Origin of the sequence: Cohnella hashimotonis (genome assembly GCF_030014955.1) — a bacterium.
GTDB classification, from domain to species: Bacteria; Bacillota; Bacilli; order Paenibacillales; family Paenibacillaceae; genus Cohnella; species Cohnella hashimotonis.
In genome coordinates, this window is the sequence record NZ_JAGRPV010000001.1 from 5396031 (window position 1) to 5420335 (window position 24305).

Here is a 24305-nt window from a genome sequence, read left to right on the forward strand (position 1 = left end):
CCCTCTTCGCGCAACGTCTAACGAATGTTTTTCCCATAGAAAATCTCGTCCATCTCGATCTTCAGCCGCTCCGCGATCTCCTGCTGCTCGACCTCGCTCAGCTTGTCCTTGGTGTAGCCGAACAGGTAGTTGTTGAGGTCGAACTCGCGCAGCTTGCACTTTGTATGGAAGATATGCTCCTGATACACGTTGACGTCTATCATATCATACGCTTCGATCACGGCGTCGGGAATGTAATTCTGGATCGAATTGATATCGTGATCGATGAACAGCTTGTGTCCGTTGATGTCCCGCGTAAACCCGCGCACCCGGTAGTCGATCGTCATGATGTCGGTGTCGAACGAATGGATCAGGTAATTGAGCGCCTTGAGCGGAGAGATCTCGCCGCACGTCGAGACGTCGATATCCGCGCGGAACGTGCTGAGGCCCTCGCTCGGGTGATACTCCGGATACGTATGCACGGTAATGTGGCTCTTGTCGAGCTGCAGCACCACGTTGTCCGGCATCGGTCCAGGCGACTCCTCGTACGAATCCGTCGGCACCTCCACGATCGGCCCTTCCGAGACGAGCAGCGTCACGCTCGCCCCCTGCGGCACATAATCCTGCTTCGCCGTATTCAGGACGTGGGCGCCGATAATATCCGCCACCGCGTTCAGAATCTTGGTCAAACGATCGGAGTTGTACTGCTCGTCGATGTAGGCGATGTACGCCTCCCGCTCTTCCTTGGTCTTGGTGTAGCAAATGTCGTACATATTGAAGCTCAGCGTCTTCGTCAGATTGTTGAACCCGTGAAGCGTAATGCGCTGCTCGTCGGTAAGCGCCATGTCGCCGTTCCCCTCGCTTCTGTTCGGATCGTCTCCTTATTATGGCTGAGGCCGTGCGCCCCAATCCTCCCATGTATTTACCCCGAATGCGGCAAACCGGAGCATGGGCGTCGAAAGAGAGCATTCCGTATGAGGACGGGCGGCAAAAAAAGACCCGAAGACGGTGGGCCTGCGTGGCGGTTCGGAGTTATTCGGCGGGCTGGTGCTGCGGCTTGGACTCCACGATCTGCACGGAGCGCGTGAGCTCCTGCAAAATGTCCGATTGCAGCTGGGGATTCATATAGAGCGCCTTAATGTAGGCTTGGCCGGCTTGCGTCGAAGTGTACTGCGGTTTGAGATGGTTCAGGGTCAGTACGATGATATCCGTCGTACACTTCTCGCAGCTGCATTTCAATGGATAGTTGGGCAGAATATGCTCCTCGAAGAAACTCACGACGATCGGTTCCATCGCGTTAAATATAGATGAAGCTCTCGCAAATTCCATCGCGTGTCAAACTCCCTGTTGCCGTTTTTCATTCAGCATATCACAGGGCCGAGTCTGCCGTCATTAGACCTAAGTGCCAATGTTTGTCGTCCGGGATCCCGTTAAGGCCGCCCCGCGTTTGGGTAATGGAGACCAAGCGACTAATAAAGGAGTGCTGCCAGATGTCCGAAAATAGAGATTATGCCGCCGAGCTGCCGCAGTTCGATCCAGGTACGCCGGAGATCACGCCTCCGACCTCTCCGGAGATCTCGCCCGTCGTGCCAAATCCGGAGATCGTGCAAAATCCGACGCCCGAGATCAAGCCGGACGTCGTACCGCCGGACGTCAAGCCCGACGCGGTGCCGCCGGAAACGCCGCCGGAGCAGCCGCTCTGACCGCGCGACCGCGCGGCAGATAAAAGCAAAGGCGGAGCCGTCCCACGAGTCACGAATGTGAACGCTGGTGCGGCTCCTTATTTGCGTGGAATGGCCGGGGCGGCGCTTGGACCGTGCGCGGAGACGCTCCTCAGGTAACTTTCTGCTTATAAAAAAAGATTGTGATTATTTTCACTTGAATTATTGCCTTCCGTCCGAAGGTGGCGTATATTGGACTTAACAAGACATTGTGATTTAAATCACAACCCTATTGAGCGAAGCGCTGTATCCTGCAGATATAGCTCTTCGCTCTCCTTCCAACAAACTATGTGAATTTAATCACAATAAACGAATCCGAGGAGGACTTTCCTATGAAAATCGTCGTTATTGGCTGTACCCACGCCGGCACCGCCGCCACCGTCCAAATGGCCAAACGTTATCCCGACGCTAAAATTACCGTGTACGAGCGCAACGATAACATCTCGTTCTTGTCGTGCGGCATCGCGCTTCATGTGGGCGGCGTCGTGAAAAATGCGGAGGAATTGTTCTATGCCCATCCCGACACGCTCGCCGAGCTCGGCGTGAACACCCGGATGCGCCATGACGTGCTGGCCGTCGATACGGTGTACAAGACGGTGACCGTCCGCAACCTGGAGACCGAAGAAGTGACCGTCGACAGCTACGACAAGCTGGTCGTCACGACGGGATCGTGGCCGATCGTTCCGCAGATGCCGGGCATGGATCTCGACCGGGTGCTGCTCTGCAAAAACTACGCGCACGCCCAGACGATCATCGAAAAAGCGGCGACCGCCAAGCGGATCACCGTCGTCGGCGCAGGCTATATCGGCGTCGAGCTGGTCGAAGCGTTCCATCAGCTCGGTAAAAGCGTGACGCTCATCGATAATACGCCGCGCGTCATGTTCAAGTACCTCGACAAGGCGTTCACCGACATCGTCGAAGCCGACATGCAGGAACGTGGCGTACGGCTCGCGCTCGGCCAGACGGTGACCGCGCTCGAGGGGCAGGACGGCAAGGTCGCCCGCGTCGTTACGACCGAAGGCGCGTACGATTCGGATCTCGTCATCCTCTGCATCGGATTCCGCCCGAATACGGAGCTGCTCAAGGGCCAGGTCATGATGCTGCCGAACGGCGCGATTGTCGTCGACGAATACATGCGTACGAGCTGCCCGGACGTGTACGCCGCCGGCGACAGCTGCGCGATCCGCTACAACCCGACCGGCAAGGCCGCCTACATTCCGCTGGCGACCAACGCCGTCCGCATGGGGACGCTCGTCGCCATGAACATCATGGAGCCGCGCGTCAAGTATATGGGTACGCAGGGCACGTCGGGCATCCGGATGTTCGATCTCAACATCGCTTCGACCGGCATGACCGAGCAGGCCGCGATCGATGCCGGCTTGAAGGTACGGTCGACGACGGTCAGCGACAACTACCGTCCGGAGTTCATGCCGACCTATGAGAAGGCGCTGGTCAAGCTTGTCTATGAAGATGACGGCGGCCGCCTCCTGGGCGCGCAGGTGCTGTCGAAGGCGGACCTCACGCAGTCGGCCAATACGCTGTCGGTGTGCATCCAGAACAAGATGACCGTACAAGAGCTCGGATTCGTCGACTTCTTCTTCCAGCCGCATTACAACAAGCCCTGGAACCTGCTGAACCAGGCAGGCCTGCAGGCGGCGGCCGATCTTGAGGCGGCGAAAGCAGGTACGAAGGCAGGCGCTTAAGCAAGACAATCACAGCCTCACATGCTTGACCTGCAGCAGCTGACCCGCCTTATCGAACAAATCCGCATTGTGCCCGACCGACAACGCGCAGTGATGCGTAGGCGCCTCGGCAAACCATCTCGTCATATAGGCATCCGGATGTTCGCGGAAGCGGATCGGCGTCTGCGTGTTGCCGATGCGCATGATCGGCCCGTCGGTCGATTCGCCTTCGCTGCTGATCAGCTTCAGCCTGCCGTCTCCCGTCTGCGTTACGTTCAGCGTCGTCACCGGCCCGCGCGCGACCTTGGCTTCGACCGAGACGCCCGTCCCCTGCTTGCCATGGTACAGACCCATCCCGCGGAGAATCGGCTTGCCCTCGGCGATCGCGATATGGAACGGCCCGTCATGGCCGAGCAGAATCGTGCCGTCCGCATAATCGGTGACCACAATCTCCGAAAAGCTGCCGCCGGTGCCGAGGATATCGCAAATTTTCATGGCCACGGCCGTTTTCAGATCGCCTTCGCCAGCGCAGGGAATGCCTCGTGCCGTCAGCAGCGAATGTCCGACGATGAACCCGCCCTGCAGCTTCTCGTAGGCCCCGCCTGGCGCGCCATGATAATAGTAAGAAAGCGCGTCCAGCTCATACTCCCGTACGAGCTTCTCTTGCGCCGCCGCCACCCGGCAGGACCATTCAAGCTGCTCGTCGGTCGGCTTTTTCGCAATCGGATCGGAAGCCGAATCGCCGCTTAACTCGAACATTTCCCGCACTTCGCCGAGCTTGCGCTTGACGTCGTCCTGCGTGACCGTTCGCAGCTGCCGGTCGAGGTCGCACATTTCGAGCACCTCGACATGCAGGCCGGTCTGCGCCTGAATCATCGTAAAGTCGCTGTACATATCGAGCATCCCGCCGTACGTGTTGCCCAGGAAGCCGAAGCGGCTGTGCCGAAGCGTTCGCGGAACGGCGGCGGCCTGCGCCCAAGCCCGAATCTCCCGCCAGGCGCGTATCGCCTCCTCCCGCTCATGGGTCGCTTCATTCGTCAGGGAACCGGCCGGCGTTTCCTTCAGCCCGAGCAGACCGTTCACGACGCGAAAAGGGATGCCCGCCCTGTTGAATGCATTCGCGAATTCGGGAACCGGGCAGGCGCCGCAATGCGCCAGCCACTCGCCGGTCGTCGTCGCCTCGTAGTTGATGCGTTCGGTCGGCTGCAGGTTTAAAAACACGACGGGCGCTTTGTTAATCTGGTGAACGGGGAGTACGGTCGAGCTCGTCGAATACGTGGCCGCATGGCAGAACACCAGATCGACGTCCTGCGCGTTCAGCCACTCGCCGGCGCGGCGGCCTTCTCCTTCCGTATCGACCAGTCCGAAGTTGAACACGTCTGCCCATTCGGACAGTCTTGCTTCAATGAATTTGCCATAGCCCTCCAGGCGTTCGCGCAGGCCGGGGAACTGCTCCCAATAGGCCCGCAGACCAACCGAATATAGCCCGATACGCGCCTTTCGAATCGGTTTGATCGGCTGCAGCGTTGACATGGCGATTCCTCCCTTTTTGCGATCCAAGCTTTATAACAAAATTGTAAACGGTTATAATCTTGAAATCATCGGAGAAAGTTGACCGAAAATCCTAGTTTCTTGCGGAAAGGATGAGGGGATTGCCGGCTTCTTATGTCAACGTCTCTCCCGCCTGGTCCGCGGATTCCGTCCGCCTGATCGCCACCCCGTCGGAATTGGCCAAGAGCGCTTTCTACTTCGTTCAGGAGGTCGGGCATTTTTATGCGAACGCCTCTTACTTTACGGAACGCGAGGGGATCGATTCCTATCTGATCGTCTATACGGTATCGGGGTCCGGCAGGCTCGCCTACCGGAATCAATCGTACGCATTGACAAGCGGACAAGCGTTTTTTATCGACTGCATGGACTATCAGCATTATTCGACAATCGGTGACGGTACGTGGGAGCTGCTCTGGATCCATCTCAACGGAAGCCAGACGCGCCGATATTACGAGGCATTTTCCGGCTATGCATCTGCTCCCGTCATCACGGCAGGCAGCGATTCGATCATTCCCGGTCGCATTCGCGAGCTCATCGACCTTCATCGTTTTCACTTTGCGCACACCGAGCTGTTAAGCGCCAGGCTGCTTACCGACGTCCTGACGGAGCTGGTCGTCCTTGCTTCGGGCAGCGGACAGTCGCCCCGCGATGTACCGGCCTACGTCAGGCAAACCGTCCAAGCGATCGACTCGCGTTACAGGGAAAGACTGACGCTCGAAACGCTTGCGAACGAGCGCTCGGTCAGCAAGTTCAATTTATCGCGGGCCTTCAAGCGCTATATCGGACTCGGGCCCATCGAATATCTCATTCAAGTGCGCATGAACCACGCCAAGGAATACTTGAAGTACGCGGACGTGCCGGTCGGGGAAATCGCGGAACGAGTCGGGATCGATAATGCCAGCCATTTCATCAATCTGTTCAAGGAACGAACCGGCTTGACGCCGCTTGCTTACCGCAAGCAGTGGAAGAGCCGCCGCTGAGCTGCTCTGACCGGTCAATCCGGTGGGCTGCTTCGAACGGTCAATCCGTGGGCTGCTCCGACCGATTGGCAATCGTCGCCCGCATCGTTCTCGCCGCTAAGCCTGCAAATATACATCTTTTTTTGCCGCCATCGCCCCGATTGGACAAAATAGATGCGAAAACGCAGGTGTTTTCCTCCGCCAGCCGGGTTTCCGGCTTTTGCCGTGAATTTACCTGCATATTCGCAGGCATTCCACCATGTATTGCGAGTCGGTTGAATATAGATGTACAAATGCAGGTTTTTCGGTCCGCCAAACCACGAAAAAAAATCGCCGGCATGCCGTTAGCATACTCACCTCTCCACGTTCGCCTTCACCCGAAGCCGGATGTAAAGCACGCATAAAAAGCTCTCGCCAGGTTCGAATCGGCGAGAGCTTGTGGTTTTCGTTTGTGGTTCGTCTCAGTCCCCGACGGCGCCGCAGCACTTCTTGAATTTCTTGCCGCTGCCGCACGGGCAAGGGTCGTTGCGGCCGATCTTGCGGCCGGTCTGGATCGAGATGACGTCCGCCTGGTGCGAACGCTGCGGCATGGCGAGCACATTGGACGGAATCCCGCCCCCCATCACGATATTGAGCTCGTCCGGACGATGTCCCTTCAGCACCCATGACCTCGTGCCGTTGTTCAGCCGCGCGAGCAGATCGCCGACCTCTTCGACCGTCTGGGCATCCTCGATCGAAAACTCGAATTGCAAAATCTCGAACGCCGCGCTCATCGACTTGCCGTTCTTGAATGTATCGGCGCAAATCTCGGCAATCGTGTCCGCTTCGTCCTTGTCTACCGCGTATTCGCGGGCCAGGAAGCCGGCCAGCTCCTGATGCGCCTTCGTCCGCTCTACGTATTCGTACTCCCCGGCCTTGAGCAGCTCCGCCTTGGTGAACTCGCGATATGGCAGCTCCTTGCGCGCCTGCTGAATGCGCAGCAGTTCCTGGGGTTCTTCGACGTCGAGGTTCGCATATAGCGCGTCTTCGTCGAAATCGTACATCGCGCGGAAGTCGCGCGCGTCAACCAGCACCTCGAACATATTGGGGCCATCCTCGGGCGTCTCCCCCGTCAGCGCGATCAGGCGGGCCTCCAGCTCGCTCTCCTCCAGCACGCCGTAATAGTAAAGCAGCCCTTGGGTAAGCTTGATATGTTCCGTATTGCGCTTCACCTGCGCAGGCGTGCCCGAAAGATCCTCCAGCTTGGCGAAACGCTCGACCAGCTCGGCCGGCATGACAAGCGACTTTTTGCCGTTTATCTCCCCGGGAAACGCGATCCCGCGCTCGGCCAAATAGTAAGCGATTGGGCCGGATTCGGGCGGGTCCGCGATCAGGCCTTTATTTTTCACCAGCCTTCGAATCAATGCCCACCGTTCCTCGTCCCACAATCGCGTCGATTCGGCGGCATAGTCGGCCAACACAGGCAAGAGCCCGCCTATAAGCTTGTCTTTGTCCCGTTCGTTCTTCCAATCGTCTATCAACAGCAGTCTTGCCGTTTGCGCCAGCGATTCCCCGGTTTGCTGCGCCAGGGCCTCCTTCAGCGGGAGCGGCCAAGTCAATGCAGGCCAGTCGCCGTCAAGCTTCATATGATCTGCCATAATCATCCTACTTCCGTTTTAATAAAAAACAAGCCCGATCGCCAATCGCCCGGGCTGCCGCTCCGAACCGTACGAGAAACGCTTAAACGCCCGTACGTTTCTTCTGGTTGTTCGGCTTCTTTTTGATTTGGCTGCGCATCTGCTTCACGTCGGTCGAAAAGCCGCTCTGCTGTCCGCCGCCCTGCGCCGAAGCCTGCTTCTTCTGGGCCAGGCGCTGCTTCATCGCTTCAGCCAGACTGATCTTTTTCTGTTCCGGCTTGTCCGCGGACGCGGACGGATTGGAATCGCTGGATTGTGTCATACTCATCGCACCCCATTGTTAGTCGCGCTGCAAACTGTTTTTATTATACCGCGGGTACGCCAAAAGAGCCACGCCCCCTTGCGGGACGCGGCTCCTCGTCAGGTCCGCGGCTCGGAACGAAAACGCAGAACCGGTCAGATTCGTTCGCTTGGCGGCAGCGGACCGTCCTCGGAAAGGATGCGCGGCAGCTCCCGGTCGATCGCCTGATTGCGAATCGCGCTGTCCGATACGTTGTCCTCGGCCGGCGAGCTGGCTACGACGTCGTCGGGCAATCCGTTGTCATGGCCGATCAGAAGCAGGAACCGTCCCTTGTCTACCTCCGGCGCGTACTCCATCGCTTCGCCATTCGTAAGTCCGATCTCCTCGAGCCGGCCCGACAGATCGCTGTCCCCGCCGGCTTTGATGATGCGCTTCACCTTGCCCAGCAGCGAGCCATTGCCTGTGCCGGCTCCCTCCACCTCGACCAGTTCCGCCGCCTGCCCCAGATTGCCGAGACTCCAGGATTCTTCCCGGTCCGCGACGACCGTCAGATCATGGTCGGAATGTCCTCTTATTTTCAAAGACTGAATCGCGTCGATGACTTCCTTGCTCGTGTCGAAAACGCCGTATACGGTTATTGACATAGGGGATTCCTCCATTTGCTGTCTAAAGGGATATTCAACTTTACCCGCGGCGCCCCCGGATTAATCCCTGAAGGAATTGCCATCCTAGAGGGTACTTAATAGGGACTCGCCGGAATTCCAACACGCAGAAGGAGGACGAAAGAGCATGCGAGCGGTAACCTTCCAAGGTAGTAAAGACATACAGGTCAAAGAGGTCGAGGATCCGAGGTTGAAGCAAAAGGACGACATTATCGTGCGCATTACGTCCACGGCGATCTGCGGCTCCGATTTGCATATTTATCTGGGCGGCATGCCCACGCATAAGGGAGCCGTCATCGGCCACGAGCCGATGGGCATCGTCGAGGAGGTCGGACCCGAAGTGACCCGCGTTAAAAAGGGCGACCGGGTCGTCATTCCTTTTAACGTGTCCTGCGGCAAATGTTATTATTGCGAGCACGACATGGAGAGCCAGTGCGACAATTCGAATCCCCATCCCCCGCTCAAAGAGATCGATTCCGGCGGCTACCTCGGATACACCGAACGCTACGGCAATTACCCGGGCGGCCAAGCCGAATACCTGCACGTTCCTTATGGCAACTTCATGCCCCTCGCGATCCCCGAATCGTGCGAATTGCCGGACGAAGCGCTGCTATTCCTGTCGGACGTCCTGCCGACCGCTTATTGGAGCGTGGAGAACGCCGGCGTGAAGCCGGGCGACACCGTGACCGTACTCGGATGCGGCCCGGTAGGCCTGATGGTTCAGAAGTTCGCCGCCATGAAGGGCGCGATGCGGATCATCGCCGTCGACAACGTGCCATACCGTCTCGCGCATGCGCGCAAGATGAACAACGTCGAGACAATCAATTTTGACGAGCAAGACGAGGTCGCCCTGCACATCCGCGAGATAACCCGCGGCGGCACGGATGTCGTCATCGACTGCGTCGGAATGGACGGCAAGAAAAACGCATTCGAGAAAATCGGCCAAAAGCTGAAGCTGCAAGGCGGCACGCTGAGCGCGATCGATATCGCGATGGACGCAGTCCGCAAGTTCGGCACGATCCAGCTGACCGGCGTGTACGGCGCGCTTTACAACATGTTCCCGCTAGGCCACATGTTCGAGCGCAACCTGACGGTTAAAATGGGACAAGCGCCGGCTATCCACTATATGCCGAAGCTGTTCGACATGATCGTAAACGGCGAGTTCGATCCGACCGAGATCGTGACCCATCGCGTCCCGCTCGATCAGGCGAGCGAGGCGTACAAGATTTTCAACGACAAGGAAGACGGTTGTATCAAAGTTGTGCTGAAGCCTTAAATTTTGTGGAAAAGACGGCCCTTCGCTCGCGTCCGAGCGGAGGGCTGTTGGCGTTTGGGGAGCTGTTTGGCTTTTGAGTGGATGGATTTTTGCGGCGGGATGGTTGGCGGCAGGATAAGCTATGGCGGGCGTTCCTGGCTTTGCTATAATGGACGGAATAGATGGGCGGCTCTCCGTCACACCATTCCTTGATCGTAAAAGGAGCGTTCGAACAAGCATGTCGATCACCAACCAAAGCGAGGCCGAGAACCTCATCTACCGTTCGTATCTGCGGGCAGCTCCGCAACTGCCCGCCGCCGGCGACGAAAAGGTCCGCAGCCCCCAGCTCACCCGTCGCCTGCTCGATCTGATCGGCGCGCCCGACCAGAGTAGGCGGTTCGTTCTCGTGACCGGCAGCAAGGGAAAAGGCTCGACTTCGCGTCTCGTGTCCTCTCTGCTGAGTCATCTAGGCTATAAGGTCGGCTTGTTCACCTCTCCTCACTTGGTCGATTACCGTGAGCGGATCCGCATTGACGGGCGCGCGATCGGGGAAGCCGACTTCGTGCGGATCGCGCGGCGGATCGAGCCGGCCTGGGCGGAGATCGAGCGCGGCTTGGACGCGGCGACCTATCAAGGTCCGGTCGGCGTGTCGCTGGCGATCGGGATCAGCTGGTTTGCGGAGCGGGGCACCGACATCAACGTCGTCGAATGCGGGCGGGGCGGCCGCTACGACGATGCCAACGTGCTCGCGAACGAATGGGCGATCGTCACGGCGATCATGGAGGAGCATGTCCGCGAGCTTGGTCCGGGCCTTGGCGACATCGCGCGGCATAAGCTGGGCATCGCGAAATCGGCGGACACGCGGCTATACATCGGGGCGCAGCGCGAAGACGCGCTTGTCGCGATTAAGCAGGAGCTGCGCGCGACGGGAAATGCAGCGAAAGAAAACGAGCGTGCCGAGAATTACGCTTCGATGGATGCGTCGACCGGACGTGAGGTTGCGACAGTTAAGAGCGAGTTTGTTGCAATCGCAGGCGTTGCGTTTACCGCCGAGCATATCGCCATGTCCGCGTGCGGTACGTCGTTCGACGTCCGCACCGGACGGGCGGCGTACCGCGGTCTGACGCTGCCGCTGCTCGGCGCGTTCCAGGCCGACAACGCGGCGCTTGCGGTGCAGGCGTGCGAGGATATCGCGGGCGCAGCGCTAGATCCTGCGACGGTCGCCGCGTGCTTCGCCGGTCTGCAGTGGCCGGGCCGCTGCGAGATCGTGAGCCGCGAGCCGCTCACGATCGTGGACGGCGCCATCCACCGCGACTCGGCCGCCTACCTGGCGAGCGTCGTAGGATCGCTCGGACTCGGAGAGGATGCGCGTGTCGCAGCGGTGATCGGCGTGCCGAAGGACAAAGACTATGCGGGCGTCATCGAGACGCTCGCCCCCATATCGAGCCGCATCCTCGTGACGCGGCCGGACGTGAGCCATCTTGCGTTTCCGGAGGACGCGCTGGAGGTGGCTAAGCGATATTGCCCGGACGGCTGCGCCGCCTTCCCGGTTCTCGCGGACGCGCTGGACGCCCTGCGCGAAGGCCCGCCGCCCGACTGCATCCTCATCGTCGGCACGCAGACGCTGATCGGCAACGCCAAGCGGCTGTACGGGCAAGAGCTGGAGGATATCGGAAAGTAGAAAATGCAGCTTGCGAACGGGTCTACGCTTAGCGCCTAAGAATACCCTTTTCAGCCGCTTCCTTTAGCCAGGACGGGAATTCGTTCAGCAGCTTGTCGTACAGCGATTCGTCGGATACCGAAGCGATGTCGTCGACTGGAATAAAATTCGCATTATCGACGACTCGCCCCTCCATGGTGTCCAACTGCTTCAGCACCTGGAACTCACCCCGGCCGATCCCGACGAACTGCCAGAAGATCGGCAGGACGGCCGAATCCGTAATGATTTTGCGAACGGCCTTCACCATGCCTCCGTCGTTAATGAATAAAATGTAAACCGGCAGGTCCGAAGGCTCTTCCTCGGTGTACTTGCGGATGACATCCTGCATGACAGGCGGCTCGTTGTTGCGCCCGAACTTGTGGATGTTTTTGTTGTTCAACACATGCTGCAGCACATAGTTCTTGAAGTTGCTCTCATCTGCGGCCGGCAGCCTGCTATATTCATGATCGTATACCCACACGTCCAGCTTCGCGTCGTCGTCGAACTGACAAGCCACGGCTAATATCCGTTCCACGACCTCTTGTACGGTGCCGTTGCGATATAGCGACACCATCGAGCCCGATATGTCCAGCACCAGGGCAACCCTCGCTTTTACGCGGGAAATCTTTTTCTTTTCCAAAGTGACGGCCACGAGCTTTTTACGCAAATCGATAGAAGAGACGGGCCGTTCAGTTGATGCTTGCGCTGCCGCAGACACCTGCACGGCCGCTGCCTCCAGCTCCGCTTTTGCAGCCTTCAGTTCGGCTTCCTGCTGTAAGTTGGCCGCCTCCGGCGCCGCGGTCTCCTGCTGCGCCTCTTCTGCCACTTCCAAGCCATAATGCTTGCAGAGTGCGCCAAGGCCACCGAAGAAGCCGCTGCCGACAGCATTATATTTCCAGTCGCCATTGCGCAGGTAGATTTCTGCGACGACAATCGCATTTTCCTTGCCGAGATTGTCCGCGAAGCGGAATGTGCCGAGTTCCTCACCCGATGCAGCGCGCACGCGGCATACCGCATGCGCGACTTCGGCGAAGGTGCCTCCCTGCCCGCCGGCATCGTGAATCGTCAACGTGATCGCCAGCTTAACGACGTCTTCGGGCATCCTCGGAAATGAGATGCGCAGACTTTCACGCGTACCTCCGCCATTTTCTGCCGCATGCCGGACGGCATGCTGCCGGCTGACCGGCTGATTGTAGAAAATAAAGTCTTCGTCTCGCGCGCAGATGCCGTCTGCGTTAAGCAAAAAAGCGGAGCCGTTAATATCCAGCCCCGCTGTCGAAGCCTGCCATTCAAGCTGCAGCTCGATCTCCTCGTTCTTTCCGCCATTGGTCAGATCAATTCGCTGTCCTCTTTGTATCTGCATTTGTCGATCGCTCCTCTCAACTTGGTCTGCTCGCTCGCATCAACGCCCCGGAGACGGCAAAAACTGCTGCACCCAGCCGCCAAAGCCGCGTGCATTGCGCGTCTGGATGAGAACGACGCCCTCGCCGCGGAATCGGCAGACGGCCACTTCGCCCGAAGTAAAGGTGTTAAGCCACCCGCTCGCCGCCTTTTGAACGGTATAGTCCATATAATCCGGCCAGGCGACGAGATGCTGGTTGTCGATAATGATCTCCTCGCCGGGCGCCAGATTGATCGCGTGGATCGCGCCGAAGGAAGACAGGAATACCGTCCCCTTGCCGCTGATCTTGACGATAAAGAAGCCTTCTCCCGAGAACAGGCCCCTGCTAAGATTTTGCATCTTGGTCGTTACCTCGATGCCCGCGGTACCGGCTAGAAAACCGTCTTTCTGAACATAGAGGCTGTACGAGCCGTCCAGTTCCACCGCCTGCACGTCGCCGATCGAGCTCGGCGCCAGCATCACTTCTCCGGGCCTGCCGCGTGCAGTCAGCTCTTGGAAAAAGAATTTCTCGCCGCTCAGCATTCGGCCAAGTCCGCGCATAATTCCGCCATCGACCGTACCTTTCAGATCAATATGAGGGGACATGGATACCATCGCGTTCATCTCGGCCTTGACGGATTCTCCGCTCTCCAGCGCAAGCTTTACGATCGGGAATGAATGGCCGTATAAAATCTCGTATTTCAACTCTATTTAACCGCCTTTATTTCGAAATTTTATTTTAACCATAGCATAGATTATGAGCCGATTGCTTAAATCTTCCTTTATTTTAGATTTATTGCCCAAATAGAAAGTGCCGCAGCGCGTCCATTCGGACAACGCTACGGCGCTTTTTACTCTCTATGCCTTTCTCGAATAGATCATCCGATCCAGATTGCCGATGTACAGCAGGCTGGATGTCGTGCTGCCCTTGAATACGACACAGAGCGTCTGTTTGCCGGTGAGCGACCGGTTCAGCGCGGCGCCGGCTGTCTTGTACGAGCCCCAGCCGCCGCCGGTATTCGGCAGGCTGACCGTGCCGACGAGCTCGCCGTTTTTGTCGTTCAGCCGGATCTCCGCGACGACGTCTGCAGGCACCCGATTAGTCGGCGCGTCATAGACGATGTCGACGTAATTTTTGCCGAGCGTACCGAATTCGAGATCCTTGTAGGTCAGCCACGCGCCGGTGAAGGTGTTGCCGACCGTGGTGCCGCCGTTGTTGCCTTCCGTTTTGAGCGGATTGTTGTTAAACGTGTTCTTGTCCGTCGACCACTCGCTGCGGCTCTCGAACTCTACGTTGATATCCGGTTCGCTAAGCGCGAAGGCCGCATTGTCGAAGTTGCCGATATACTTGAACGTGGCGGTTGACGTGCCGACGAGCACGAAGTAAACATCCTGCACGCCGGACAACTTCTTCGTCAGGTTGGCCGTTGCCGTCTTGTACGTCCCCCATGCGCCGGCTGTCGGCGGCGTCAGAACTTTGCCGATCAGCTCGCCGTCCGGAGCTCCAAGCCTCACTTCGACCGCCGCATCAGCCGGACAGCTCGTCGAATTGCCGCTGTACTCGATCGATACTTGATCGACGCCGGCGCTGCCGAAGTCCATGCGCTTAAACGCCAGCCACGCGCCGTTAAACGTATTTTTAATCTGCTTGCCGCTCTTGCCGTTCTCGGTGCCAAGCGGCGAATTGTTGTAAGGATTCAACGCAGTCGACCAGGCGTCGTAGCTCTCCAGCTCAAGCTTGGCAAAGTCGGTCCGTACCGGCTGCTCCGGCACCGCAAGCGAAAACGCCGCGTTGTCGAAATTGCCGATGTACTTGTAAGTCGTATCCGTCGATCCGGTGAGCACGAGGTAGACGTCCCGTACGCCCGTGACGGTCTGCGTCAACGCGGCGGACACGGTCTTGTACGTCCCCCATGCGGCGGCGGTAGGCGGTGCGCCGACCTTGCCGATCAGCGTCCCGTCGACGGAATCCAGTCGTACTTCCACCGAGGCATCCGCCGGCACGCTCGTGCTGTTGCCCGAGTATTCGATGCTGAACTGATTGACGCCTTCAGTGCCGAAGTCCATATGCTTGTAAGCCAACCAAGCGCCGTCGAACGTGTTGGCGACTTGCTGGCCGCTCTTGCCGTTCTCGGTCTTGAGCGGACCGCCGTTGACGGGGTTCACGCTGTCGGACCAAGCGTCGTACTTCTCCAGCTCCAGCTTGGCATAGTCGCTGCGAAGCTTCCAGTTGGCGAACGTCATGCGATCGAAGTTGCCGATATACGGCAGTCCGCTGGTCGTGCTGCCATGCATGACGATATACAGCGTTTGCTTGCCGATCACGGTCTTCGTGAACTGCGCGTCCGCCGTCTTGTACGACGTCCACTCGGTGCCTGTCCGCGGCAGGGCCACAGTACCGAGCAGCTCTCCGTCCACGCTGCCTAGGCGAACCTCCAGCTTGGAGTCGGCCGGTACTTTGGCCGTAGGAGCCGCGTACTCGACAGTGATATGATTGGCGCCTTCCGTACCGAGGTCGACATCCGTATATGCGAGCCATGCGCCGTCGAACGTGTTGGCGACGACCGTGCCGCCGTTGCCGTCCTCGGTCTTGAGCGGATTGCCGTTAAAGGTATTTACGGCCGTGCTCCATTCGCTCCGGCTCTCGAACTGCACGAGACCCGGCTCCGTCACCGGCGGCTCGTCCGGCTGAATCGGATCGAGCGGCGGCAGCGGCGGCTTGACCGGGATCGGCAGCGGATCGGGCAGCGGCTCCGGCTGCTCGGGCGGATCTTCGCCCGGCGCGGGCTTCGGCTCCGGCTCCGATACGACCGGTTCGGCGAGCCACAAGGAATTGTAGATGTCGCCGTCAAACGCGTCGACCAAATAGACGTTCACCTTGAACTTCTCGGCGTTGACGTTAAAGATCTGCGACACTTCGAACCCGCCGGCCTCGACCGGCATGGCGCTGCTCACCCAGGCCTGGTCGTTGCCGTCCATCAGCTGGATGACCGCGTAGGCGGAGCCTTCATAGTCGCCCTTCAGCGTACCCGTGACGCGGACGTCCATATTGCCGTCCCGTCCGACGTCCGCCTGCAGGTCGTAGACGTTCCACTGAATATCCGACGTATAGGCCGCATCGGAGAGCAAGGCTTCGCCCGAGGTCACGCCTCGCGTTTCGTCGGCTTTGACCCGCACCTGCACCTGGCCGGCACGGTAGGCGAGCGGTCCGACGGTCTGCGGATTGGCGGTCGCCGGCTTCCAGCTCTGTCCGCCGTTTATGCTGAACTCATAATCCTTCGCCTGCTCGAAACCGGAAACGACGGTCCAGCCAAACGTATTGGCCGTGTCGTCCTGTATCGGCGCGGTTGGCGACGCCGGTTTGACCATCGGTACGATGGCCTCCAGTCCGAGATCGAAGGCGATGTCCGAGCTGGTCGCGTTCACCTGGTGGACTTCGGCGGTCAATACGTTCGTGCCTGCGACCAGGTAGGACGGATCGATCGTATACACGTTCACGTCCCGCTCGTCGCCGACGGTCGCATTGGCATACGTGCCGTAGCTCACCGTGCCCGACGGCATGTTCGTACGAATGATCTCGCGCCCGTTCAAGTACACGATCGCGCCGTCGTCGCGAATCAGACTCGCGTTCAGCTGGATGAGCTGCTTAGGATCCGCCACCTCGAACGTCTTGCGGAAATAGGTGGTCGGATACTTGTTGTTGGCATCCGGGCCGTAACTCGTCTTCGCTTTTGCATAATTTTTGCTGTCGTAGCCGAGCGGCGCGGCGCCGGCAGCCCAGCTGCTGTCGTCGAACGAGCGTCCCGTCCAGCCGATTGCAGCCGCCTGACCCTTGTCCAGATACTTCCACTCCGCTCCCGCGGGGACAAGCGTCTGGCGGGCCAGCGCATTGTCGACGGTCGCGCCGTAGTCGGCCGTCGGCGGAGCCGCGCTTGCGGCAGCGCCCCAGCTTGTGTTGGGCGTCGCGCCCATCTCGAACGAGATCGTGCCGCCGGCCATAATGTCATCGTAATCGATCCAGGCCTGATCGAAGTCGGCGCCGTTCAGTTTCGCCGATTGAATGAAACGGTTTTCGCTCGAAACGTTGTTCGCCTTGATCGTGAACGTCTTGCCGCCGTCCAGATGCAGCGTCATCTCGTCGAAAATCGGCGAGCCGATCAGGAAGTACGGATCGCCCGGATTGGCCGGGTACAGACCCATCGCGCTGTAGACGAACCAGGAGGACATGCCGCCCGCATCGTCGTCCATCGACGGCAGATAGCCTTCCGGGTCGTCGCGATAGACGCGCGACTGGATCGGATACGCGTACGGACCGTGGTTGTGATACTTTTGCGTGACGACTTCCGTCGTGAATTCGCGCGCGTAATACTGGGTCAGGTAAGGGTGCCCCAGGTAGTTGAACAAATAGGGAACCTGCAAATCCGGCTCGTTGATCGCCATGTATTCGTCGATCGCGAAGAAATGCTGCAGATCCTGCGCCATCGCTTGCTTGCCGCCCATCAGGTCAGCCAGCCCGCCGACGTCCTGCGGCACGAACCACCGATACGTCCACAGGTTGCCCTGGTAAGCGTACTTGTCCACCGCCGTGACGTCGGTCCTCGCGACCGTCTGGGCGTTCGGGGTGAAAAAGCCGCGCTTGTCGCCTTTCTCGTCTACCTGATTGACGTTCCACAGCGATTTGTAAGACAAAGCGATCGCCTTATACTTCTCGTAGCTCGTCTTGTCTCCGAGCATCGCGGCCAGCTTCATCGGGAAGTAGGCGCTATACGCCTTTTCCAGCTTGCCCGAGATCTCGCTGTCGCTCATCGTGTAGTTGTCCGTGTCGACCGCCATGCCCTGGAGCGCCTTATACGCGTCGAAATCGGTGAAGCCCTTCGCGTAGGCGTCCAGAATGACCGCGCCGTTGAACTCGTTGCGCACGGTCGGGCTCGGCCAGTATCCGTCGCCCCACTGCACGTACGAGCCTCTCGTGCTGTACAAGTCGATCATCGACTTCACCATGTTCTCGTACCGCTTCGGATCGAGCACCGAGTATAGCGCATACTTGCGGAAGTCGTCCCAGGTCGACCAGCCGTTGTAATACTCGAAGTCCTCGCCCAGCTCGGAAGCCTGGCGGATTGTGTTCTCGTCCCGGCCCGCGCGGAACGTGCCGCTCGAGCTCGTGACGTTTTTCGGATGAAGGAAGGAATGGTACAGCTGGGTGTAGAACACCCGCTTGTTCTCCTCATCGCCGCCCTTGATCTCGACCTTGTTCAAAACGTCGCTCCAGGCGCTTCGCGTGCGCTGATGCTGCGCCTCGAAGTCCCAGTCCGGAATGTCGTGCGACCGCTCGTACTTGGCCTGCTCCACACTGATCGTCGACAGACCGACCTTCGCCTGAACGACCGCACTGTTCTTCGTGTTGAAGTTCAGCCATACGCCGCTGTTGAATCCGGTGCGGGACGCTACCGCGCCGACCGAATCTCCCTGCCAGGACGAATACGAATCGAAGTCGCGATCGAACTGGATCGAGTAATAAATCGTGTAGTAGCCGTGTCCGCAAACGTTTTTGGACTGGATCATGCCGCTAACTTCGTTGGAGCCCTCTACCTTCAGGTTGGCGTCCACCATGCCCGCGTAGGAGTTGGACAGATCGACCAGCACCGAGCCGGTATCGGTCCCGGGGAACGTATAGCGATGAAAGCCGACGTTGTCTGAAGCGGTCAGGTCGACTTTGACGCCGCTCGCCAGCGTCACGCCGTAATAGCCCGGAGAAGCGGATTCGCTGCTCTTGTCGTATTGCTGCTTGTATTCGCTGCTGTTCTTGGTAAAAGAGCGAGTCTCCGGCATCATCAGGATGTTGCCGCCGGCCCCGCTGCAGCCGACGCCGCTGAAGCGAAGCTGGGAGAAGCCCTTCAGGAAGCGGTCCTGATAATAGTAGCCGCTGAAGGCGCCGCCATCGCCGTCGGGACCGACGGAAGCCAGGCCGAAGGGCATCGTCGGCCCCGGATTGGTCTGCCCGTTGTCGCCGAGCGTGTTGATAAACGGATCGACGTAATCGACGGGCAGCAGATCGGTGGCAGGAGCCGCGGGAATCTGGTCCGCTTCTACGCCATAGATCTCGATCTCGTAGAGGCGCGCCGTGTTGTTGTCGTACGCGGCCTGGTCGATATAGACGCGGACGTACCGGGCGGAGAACGTCGGCACCTGACGGTCGACGAGCGTCTGCGCGTTGTTGCGCACGACGTCGATATCTTCCCAGGTCGTGCCGTCGTCGCTGCGCTGAAGGCGATAGTCCTTCGTATTCCAAAACGGACTATTGGCCGATTCGCCGATGGCCGCGTTTTTCACGATCCACTGGTTGATGTTGTAGGTTTTGCCGAGATCGAGCTTCAGCCACTTTTTTTTGACCGCGGTGTTGTCGCACCACTTGGTCGTGAGCTTGCCGTCGACGGCAGCGGACGCCGATTCGTTGGCGTTGCACTTACCGGAAGCCGTCGCTGTCGAATTAAGAGCAACGTTCCAGGTCTTCGTATATATGTCGGCAGCTGTCTCTTCCGCTTGCGCGGCGCCCGGCGCTGCGGACGACAAGATGCCGTACAGCAGCAGCGCCGCCATCGCGGCCGCAATCCACCTTTTTAACATGGGGTTCGGATCCTCCCGCACTTGGATTAGTTCGTGGCGACCGGCAGCAGCCGGTCGATCATCGCGGCGGCTTCAGCGCGCACCACAGGGCTCTTGGGGTTGAACTGCTTTCCGTCGCCTTGCATCAGGCCTTGCGTCGACGCTTGCTCGACGGCTGCGATTGCCCAGGCGGAGATGTCGGCCTGGTCGGCAAATGCAGTCTTGCCTGCGCTCGCCCCGCTTCCGCCGCTCAGGCTGAAGTATTTGGCCGCGCGGACCAGCGCGACCGCCGCTTCCTCGCGCGTGATCTTGTCATTCGGACGGAAGACGCCGTCGTAGCCGGACAGAATCCCAAGCGCGGATGCCATAGCGACCGGCTCGGCATAGTACTGGCCGGCTGCGACGTCCTTGAACGGCTGGGCCGTGCCGGCAGCCGTCGCCGGCGCTTCGCCCTTCCAATCGACCGCGCGCATCAGGATCGTGGCGAACTCCGCGCGGGTGATGCTCCGCGACGGCTCGTAATGCGTCGCGTCCACGCCGGTGACGATATGCTTGGCAGCCAGCGAGCGGACGGCGGTTTCAGACCAATGCGACGCCAGATCGGCGAAGCGCTTGTCGTACTGAAGCACGGCATACGTCGAGAAGTGCTTCGGCTTAAAGGTCAGCACGCCGCCATCGACCGTGCCGCCCGCATACTCGGCCTGATCTCCGTTCAGGAAATAGACGCCTGCCGTCCGGGCAGAAATGGCCGCCGCCTGTTCCGGCGTCAGCTTGATCGTGACCGTGGCGGGCTTGCCCAGGTTGTGGATGTCAGAGCTCGTGCTGCCGGACAGAAGCTGAATGTTCACCGACAAGACGACGCCTGTGGATTTGTAGGACGCGTCAGAACGAATCGAACGGTCGATCTGGCTTTGCGCATCGTTGGTTAAAGAGGTATTCAGCGTTAGCCGCACCTTGGACTGCGCGTCGCCGGACGCGGGAATCGCGCCGGCGGGCAGCTGGATCTTGAGATCGCCGGCAGACAAGATCAGCTCCCGGTTGTTGTCGCCGAGCGACTTGAACGAGACTGCGGGCAGCTCAAGCGGCGTGCCGTTCTTGAGAGCGGCCGCAGGCAGCTCAATGGTTACGCTGCTGCCAGGCTGCTTGATCGCGGCATCCATCGTGTCGGCACCGATCACATAGCGGCCGTCCTGCGAGAGCTCCGGCTGCGCGACCGAGCCGGATGCCTTGCCGGCTCCCGAAGGGATGGGCGAGCCGTTCGCCGGCGTCGTGCCCGGGTTACTGTTGCCCGGATTGTTGTTGCCCGGGTTCTCGTTGCCCGGGTTCTCATTGCCCGGGTTTTCGTTGCCGCTGCCGAGCTTTTCGACGACAGCGAACGTTTTCTGAGCCGACGCCGAGCCGGATCCGGCGATCACCGTGTAGGTGCCGTACGGCGCCAAGGCCGGGTCGGACGGGATCGTCAGCGTCTTGGCGTAGCTGCCGTGCGTTGCCGTCAGCACGTCGACGTAGAAGGTCGTCCGGGCAGGGCTCACGATTTTCACCGCGACCTGCGCGTCGTTGCCGGCGCCCGTGCCGGACAGCGTGATCGTGCCGCCGCGCAGCACCTCCTTCGCGCTTACGGCAAGCTCGAAGGAAGCGGCTGCATAGCCGGCTGCCGGCGAGAGCGCGAGTATCCATAACATAACGGCCGCCACGTATTTTCTCACCGCGTTCATTCCTCTCCTTCTCTCCGTCACTGAAGCACCTTCGCTCTCGCTAGCTGCTCAGGCAGGCTCGCATTGTTGTCGAACTGATCAAGCACGAGCACCTTCACGCTGTACTCCGCGCCGCTCACATCGAAGAATTGCGCGATGCTGAGCTTGTCTTTCTTGAGCGGCACGGCGTTGATCAGTTGCGGCGTTTCTCCCTTAAGCAGCTGGAACACGACATAGGCATCGCCGTCGTACGTTTCCAGCCGCTCTACCGTAACGTTGGCCTGGAGCTTGTCTCCGCGCTTCAGCTCGCCTGCGATCTGATACGTATCAAGCTTGCCGTTGACCGTAAACGGCGCATCGGAGAGCAGCGGCTCGCCTGCTGCGGTGCCAACCGTTTCATCTGCCGCTACGCGCACCTGTACTTTGCCTGGCGCATAATCCATATCGCCGATCGGCTGCGGGTTGACTGTAGCCGGCTGCCAAGAATCGCCGCCGTCGACGCTGAATTCATAGTCGGACACCTTGTCGTAGCCCTGCACATTCGTCCAGCCGAACGTGTTGCGTCCGTCGTCGACCTTCGGCGCGGTCGGCGCCGCCGGAGAGAGGCCCACCGTGCTCGCGAAAGCCGGATCCGAGTTGTCCCGCTTGTCTACCGCGCGCACCGCAAACTTATAGCCCTTGGACGCGCTCGTTCCTTCTACCGTATAGCTGTAGTCGGTCTGCCCTGCGGCAACCGGCATGTATACGCTCCAGTTGGCGCCGAGCTTGCCCGTCGCTTCGTAGATACGGAAACCGCGAACCGCGTCGTCCGTGTTGGACGCAGGCATGCGCCAGGAAAGCTTCGTCTTGCCAGTTCCCGCCGGGGCGGCCTTCAGTTCCTCAACCGCGGATGGCTTGCCGTCCTTTCGGACGATCGTGTACGTATCGAACGGCTTGTCCTGCCCGGACTTGTACGAATCGATCGTGAAGCTGTCTTCCGTCATCCGGATGCCCGAGTAGATCGGCTCGTACGGCTGCTCGTAGACGGCGGCGTAATAACGATCCACGCCGTTCTTGAGGTCGTAATACTTAGTCCCGGCCGAGTTGTTGATCATATACAGCGTGCCGTCCGGATTGAGCGGATTGCCGTCCTCGTCCTTTTGGATGCTGGCGACCGGCTTGTTGTTGTACATCTGATAAGAACGCATGAACGTATGGTCGTGTCCCTGCAGCACGACGTCGATGCCGAGCTCGTCGAACGCCGGATAGAGCGTTTCGCGCAGGGCCAGGATATCGCTGTCGACGGCGTGGTTGCCGAGCGAGTAGATCGCCTTATGGAACGCGACGACCTTCCACTTTTTGTCCGTCTGCGCAACCTCTCTTTTTAGCCACTCGACCTGTTGTCTGAACGATTCCTTTTGATTGTCGTCCCAACCGATATCCATCGTATTGAGCACCATGATATGAGCGTCGCCATAATCGAACGCGTATACGCTGCCCGGCGGCAACGGCTTCTCGATCGAGTTGTTCGGATAGTTGAGGTGGTAATAGTAATTGTCGTTATAAGGCCCTTCGTGGTTGCCGACCGCGGCCATCAGCGGCAGGTTCATGAGCAGCTTCTGCGGCTTGCCGAAGTAATCCAGCCACTGCGACTCCAGCGCGCCCGCATCCACCTGGTCGCCGGTCATGACCATGAACTTGGCGTTCGGATAATCGTCCAGCGCATTGCCCAGCGTTTTCGCCCACACCTCGTAATCGTTCGTGTTGGCGCCCTGGGAATCGGTCATATAGAGAAATTCGTAATTGTGGTCGTCGTTGCCCTCTGTCGTAAAGCTGCCGACCTGGCTCCAATGGCCGTCGTTGCCTACCCGGTATTGATACGCCGTGCCGGGCGTCAGGCCGTCGACCAGCACCTTATGGCTGATGAATGAGCCGGTGGTGGAGTTCGTAATCTTGAGGTTCGTCAGCACCCGCGTCTCCTCGGGTTTGCCTGCGTAACGCTTCGCGTCCTGCGAGTCGAACGCCTTGCCCGCAGGGACGACCTCGACGATGCTGTCCAAAATGTTGGCCGGCGCCGCATTCGGCTTGTCGTACGGCGTGTACCAGGCGAACGAGCGGTTCGTCTTGGCGCTGCCGTACAGCGACATCGCGATCGCGATCGGCTCGTAGCTGATCGCTTCCGAGTTGTTGGAAGGCGTAAAGCGGAAGGACGCTACCGGCGTGCCGTCCGACAGCTGCAGTCCCGCTTGTCCGTCGTAGGAGACGTTGACACGCTGGCCTGGCTTCACGGCCGTTCCCAGGTTAAGCGTCAGGGACGTCGCCGACGCTCCGGCGCCTGCAGCGAGGAGCTGGAGCGGCTGGTCGTCAGCCGTTATGGTCAGATGCGTCTGCAGCTCTGCCGGCGGCGCGTTTAAGTCCGCATACGTAGCCATCGTGACGCTTAAGCCGTCCGCCGAAATAAAGCCCGACACCGGTCCTGCGTACCCTTCAGGGATATAGAATGCCGATGCCGGCACGATCTCCTTGGCTATCGTCGCCGTGGACCACCTGAGGTAAAGGTTCGAGCCGCCGAAGTCTTCGAAGTACTCGATCTTGATCTTGTGCTTCGTTCCGCCCTGGAGAGAGATCGGCGCGCTCGTCTGCTCCTTGTCCCAATCGTTCACCCAGTGATCGATGACCGGCTGGTCGTCGATCCATAGTCTAAATCCGTTGTCGCCCATCATGTAAAACGTATAATCGCCCGTCTGCGGCACTGCGAGCTGGCCTGTCCAACGCACGTTGGCGTTGTCCTGCTTGCCCGTATAGGTCTGCAAGATGGGATCGAGATTCGTAAAGTTAATCTGCGAATCGATCGTCGTGCCCTTATAGTCGCCGAAGTCGAAGCTGCTCGTGCCGGAAAAGTACTCGCCAAGCAGACCTTGGGCCCCCCCTGCAGCCTGCGTCGCTCCAATCAGATTAGCGCCCGTCTCCGAAGCGACCGTCGTTACGGCTTCCGGAGCTCCCGTCGTACCGTCGCTTCCTGCCGCTTGCACCAGATAATAGCCTCCGGAAAATACCGAAGTCCACAGCAAGACAGCCGCCAGCAGGCGGCTTGTCCGCGCGGGTTTTCTCTTCACTTCCATTCCCTCCCAATGAAAAAGTCGCCAGTCATTAGGTAACCTTACGCGCTGGAAGCGCTGCGCATCTAGGCACGGAATGTAAAGTGATAGTCAAATTTCGGTAA

Annotated in this window: 16 protein-coding genes; 5 read left to right on the forward strand and 11 right to left on the reverse strand. The window is 59.4% G+C overall.

Features of this window, described 5'->3' with window-relative positions; translation table 11 throughout:
* Positions 1-17 precede the first annotated feature (17 nt).
* Both speD and KB449_RS21960 read right to left on the reverse strand, forming a co-directional pair.
* The gene (gene speD, locus KB449_RS21955; RefSeq protein ID WP_282910385.1) at positions 18-824 is read right to left on the reverse strand and encodes an adenosylmethionine decarboxylase; all 807 of its coding nucleotides are present in this window, start codon (positions 822-824) and stop codon (positions 18-20) included.
* A gap of 187 nt (positions 825-1011) precedes the next feature.
* Positions 1012-1308, reverse strand: coding sequence for a late competence development ComFB family protein (locus KB449_RS21960; RefSeq protein WP_282910386.1), 297 nt, complete (start codon positions 1306-1308; stop codon positions 1012-1014).
* 161 nt (positions 1309-1469) lie between these two features.
* Here KB449_RS21960 and KB449_RS21965 point away from each other — a divergent pair, with 161 nt between their 5' ends.
* Entirely contained in the window at positions 1470-1682 is a 213-nt protein-coding gene (locus KB449_RS21965) for a hypothetical protein (RefSeq protein WP_282910387.1), read from the forward strand.
* 350 nt (positions 1683-2032) lie between these two features.
* Positions 2033-3403 (forward strand): FAD-dependent oxidoreductase, encoded by a 1371-nt coding sequence (locus tag KB449_RS21970; RefSeq protein ID WP_282910388.1) that lies wholly within the window; start codon positions 2033-2035, stop codon positions 3401-3403.
* Between the two features lie 9 nt (positions 3404-3412).
* Here KB449_RS21970 and KB449_RS21975 read toward each other — a convergent pair whose 3' ends face one another.
* Positions 3413-4915 carry an L-fucose/L-arabinose isomerase family protein gene (locus KB449_RS21975; RefSeq protein WP_282910389.1) on the reverse strand — a complete coding sequence of 501 codons (1503 nt, stop codon included), beginning with the start codon at positions 4913-4915 and terminating at the stop codon, positions 3413-3415.
* Between the two features lie 119 nt (positions 4916-5034).
* Between KB449_RS21975 and KB449_RS21980 the strand changes: the two genes are divergently transcribed.
* Complete coding sequence (locus KB449_RS21980) at positions 5035-5913, forward strand: helix-turn-helix domain-containing protein (RefSeq protein ID WP_282910390.1); 879 nt, start codon at positions 5035-5037, stop codon at positions 5911-5913.
* Between the two features lie 440 nt (positions 5914-6353).
* On the opposite strand, the gene KB449_RS21985 is transcribed toward KB449_RS21980, so the two are convergent.
* From KB449_RS21985 to KB449_RS21995, 3 genes are all read right to left on the reverse strand, one after another.
* Positions 6354-7529: a YecA family protein gene (locus KB449_RS21985; RefSeq protein ID WP_282910391.1), complete on the reverse strand. Its 1176-nt coding sequence runs from the start codon at positions 7527-7529 to the stop codon at positions 6354-6356.
* A gap of 82 nt (positions 7530-7611) precedes the next feature.
* Positions 7612-7830, reverse strand: coding sequence for a hypothetical protein (locus KB449_RS21990; RefSeq protein ID WP_282910392.1), 219 nt, complete (start codon positions 7828-7830; stop codon positions 7612-7614).
* A 134-nt stretch (positions 7831-7964) separates the two neighbouring features.
* Entirely contained in the window at positions 7965-8453 is a 489-nt protein-coding gene (locus KB449_RS21995) for a general stress protein (protein ID WP_282910393.1), read from the reverse strand.
* A gap of 145 nt (positions 8454-8598) precedes the next feature.
* On the opposite strand from KB449_RS21995, the gene KB449_RS22000 reads away from it, so the two are divergent.
* Together KB449_RS22000 and KB449_RS22005 are read left to right on the forward strand one after the other, a co-directional pair.
* On the forward strand, positions 8599-9747 hold the full coding sequence (locus KB449_RS22000; protein WP_282910394.1) for a zinc-dependent alcohol dehydrogenase: 1149 nt from the start codon (positions 8599-8601) through the stop codon (positions 9745-9747).
* A gap of 217 nt (positions 9748-9964) precedes the next feature.
* Positions 9965-11407: a bifunctional folylpolyglutamate synthase/dihydrofolate synthase gene (locus KB449_RS22005; RefSeq protein ID WP_282910395.1), complete on the forward strand. Its 1443-nt coding sequence runs from the start codon at positions 9965-9967 to the stop codon at positions 11405-11407.
* Between the two features lie 28 nt (positions 11408-11435).
* Here KB449_RS22005 and KB449_RS36565 read toward each other — a convergent pair whose 3' ends face one another.
* The 5 genes from KB449_RS36565 to KB449_RS22035 all read right to left on the reverse strand — a co-directional run bounded on the left by KB449_RS36565 (position 11436) and on the right by KB449_RS22035 (position 24198).
* Complete coding sequence (locus KB449_RS36565; protein ID WP_350356238.1) at positions 11436-12788, reverse strand: VWA domain-containing protein; 1353 nt, start codon at positions 12786-12788, stop codon at positions 11436-11438.
* Positions 12789-12827: 39 nt separating this feature from the next.
* Positions 12828-13511 carry a TIGR00266 family protein gene (locus tag KB449_RS22020; protein ID WP_282910396.1) on the reverse strand — a complete coding sequence of 228 codons (684 nt, stop codon included), beginning with the start codon at positions 13509-13511 and terminating at the stop codon, positions 12828-12830.
* 153 nt (positions 13512-13664) lie between these two features.
* Complete coding sequence (locus KB449_RS22025; protein ID WP_282910397.1) at positions 13665-19430, reverse strand: GH92 family glycosyl hydrolase; 5766 nt, start codon at positions 19428-19430, stop codon at positions 13665-13667.
* Between the two features lie 26 nt (positions 19431-19456).
* Entirely contained in the window at positions 19457-21124 is a 1668-nt protein-coding gene (locus KB449_RS22030; RefSeq protein WP_282910398.1) for an S-layer homology domain-containing protein, read from the reverse strand.
* A gap of 17 nt (positions 21125-21141) precedes the next feature.
* Complete coding sequence (locus KB449_RS22035; protein WP_282910399.1) at positions 21142-24198, reverse strand: PA14 domain-containing protein; 3057 nt, start codon at positions 24196-24198, stop codon at positions 21142-21144.
* Positions 24199-24305 lie beyond the last annotated feature (107 nt).

Excerpts from the sequence above, each read along its gene's own strand:
- speD (WP_282910385.1), bottom strand. The coding sequence starts at position 824 with ATGGCGCTTACCGACGAGCAGCGCATTACGCTTCACGGGTTCAACAAT.
- KB449_RS21960 (WP_282910386.1), bottom strand. The coding sequence starts at position 1,308 with ATGGAATTTGCGAGAGCTTCATCTATATTTAACGCGATGGAACCGATC.
- KB449_RS21965 (WP_282910387.1), top strand. The coding sequence starts at position 1,470 with ATGTCCGAAAATAGAGATTATGCCGCCGAGCTGCCGCAGTTCGATCCA.
- KB449_RS21970 (WP_282910388.1), top strand. The coding sequence starts at position 2,033 with ATGAAAATCGTCGTTATTGGCTGTACCCACGCCGGCACCGCCGCCACC.
- KB449_RS21975 (WP_282910389.1), bottom strand. The coding sequence starts at position 4,915 with ATGTCAACGCTGCAGCCGATCAAACCGATTCGAAAGGCGCGTATCGGG.
- KB449_RS21985 (WP_282910391.1), bottom strand. The coding sequence starts at position 7,529 with ATGGCAGATCATATGAAGCTTGACGGCGACTGGCCTGCATTGACTTGG.
- KB449_RS21990 (WP_282910392.1), bottom strand. The coding sequence starts at position 7,830 with ATGACACAATCCAGCGATTCCAATCCGTCCGCGTCCGCGGACAAGCCG.
- KB449_RS21995 (WP_282910393.1), bottom strand. The coding sequence starts at position 8,453 with ATGTCAATAACCGTATACGGCGTTTTCGACACGAGCAAGGAAGTCATC.
- KB449_RS22000 (WP_282910394.1), top strand. The coding sequence starts at position 8,599 with ATGCGAGCGGTAACCTTCCAAGGTAGTAAAGACATACAGGTCAAAGAG.
- KB449_RS22005 (WP_282910395.1), top strand. The coding sequence starts at position 9,965 with ATGTCGATCACCAACCAAAGCGAGGCCGAGAACCTCATCTACCGTTCG.
- KB449_RS36565 (WP_350356238.1), bottom strand. The coding sequence starts at position 12,788 with ATGCAGATACAAAGAGGACAGCGAATTGATCTGACCAATGGCGGAAAG.
- KB449_RS22025 (WP_282910397.1), bottom strand. The coding sequence starts at position 19,430 with ATGTTAAAAAGGTGGATTGCGGCCGCGATGGCGGCGCTGCTGCTGTAC.
- KB449_RS22030 (WP_282910398.1), bottom strand. The coding sequence starts at position 21,124 with ATGAACGCGGTGAGAAAATACGTGGCGGCCGTTATGTTATGGATACTC.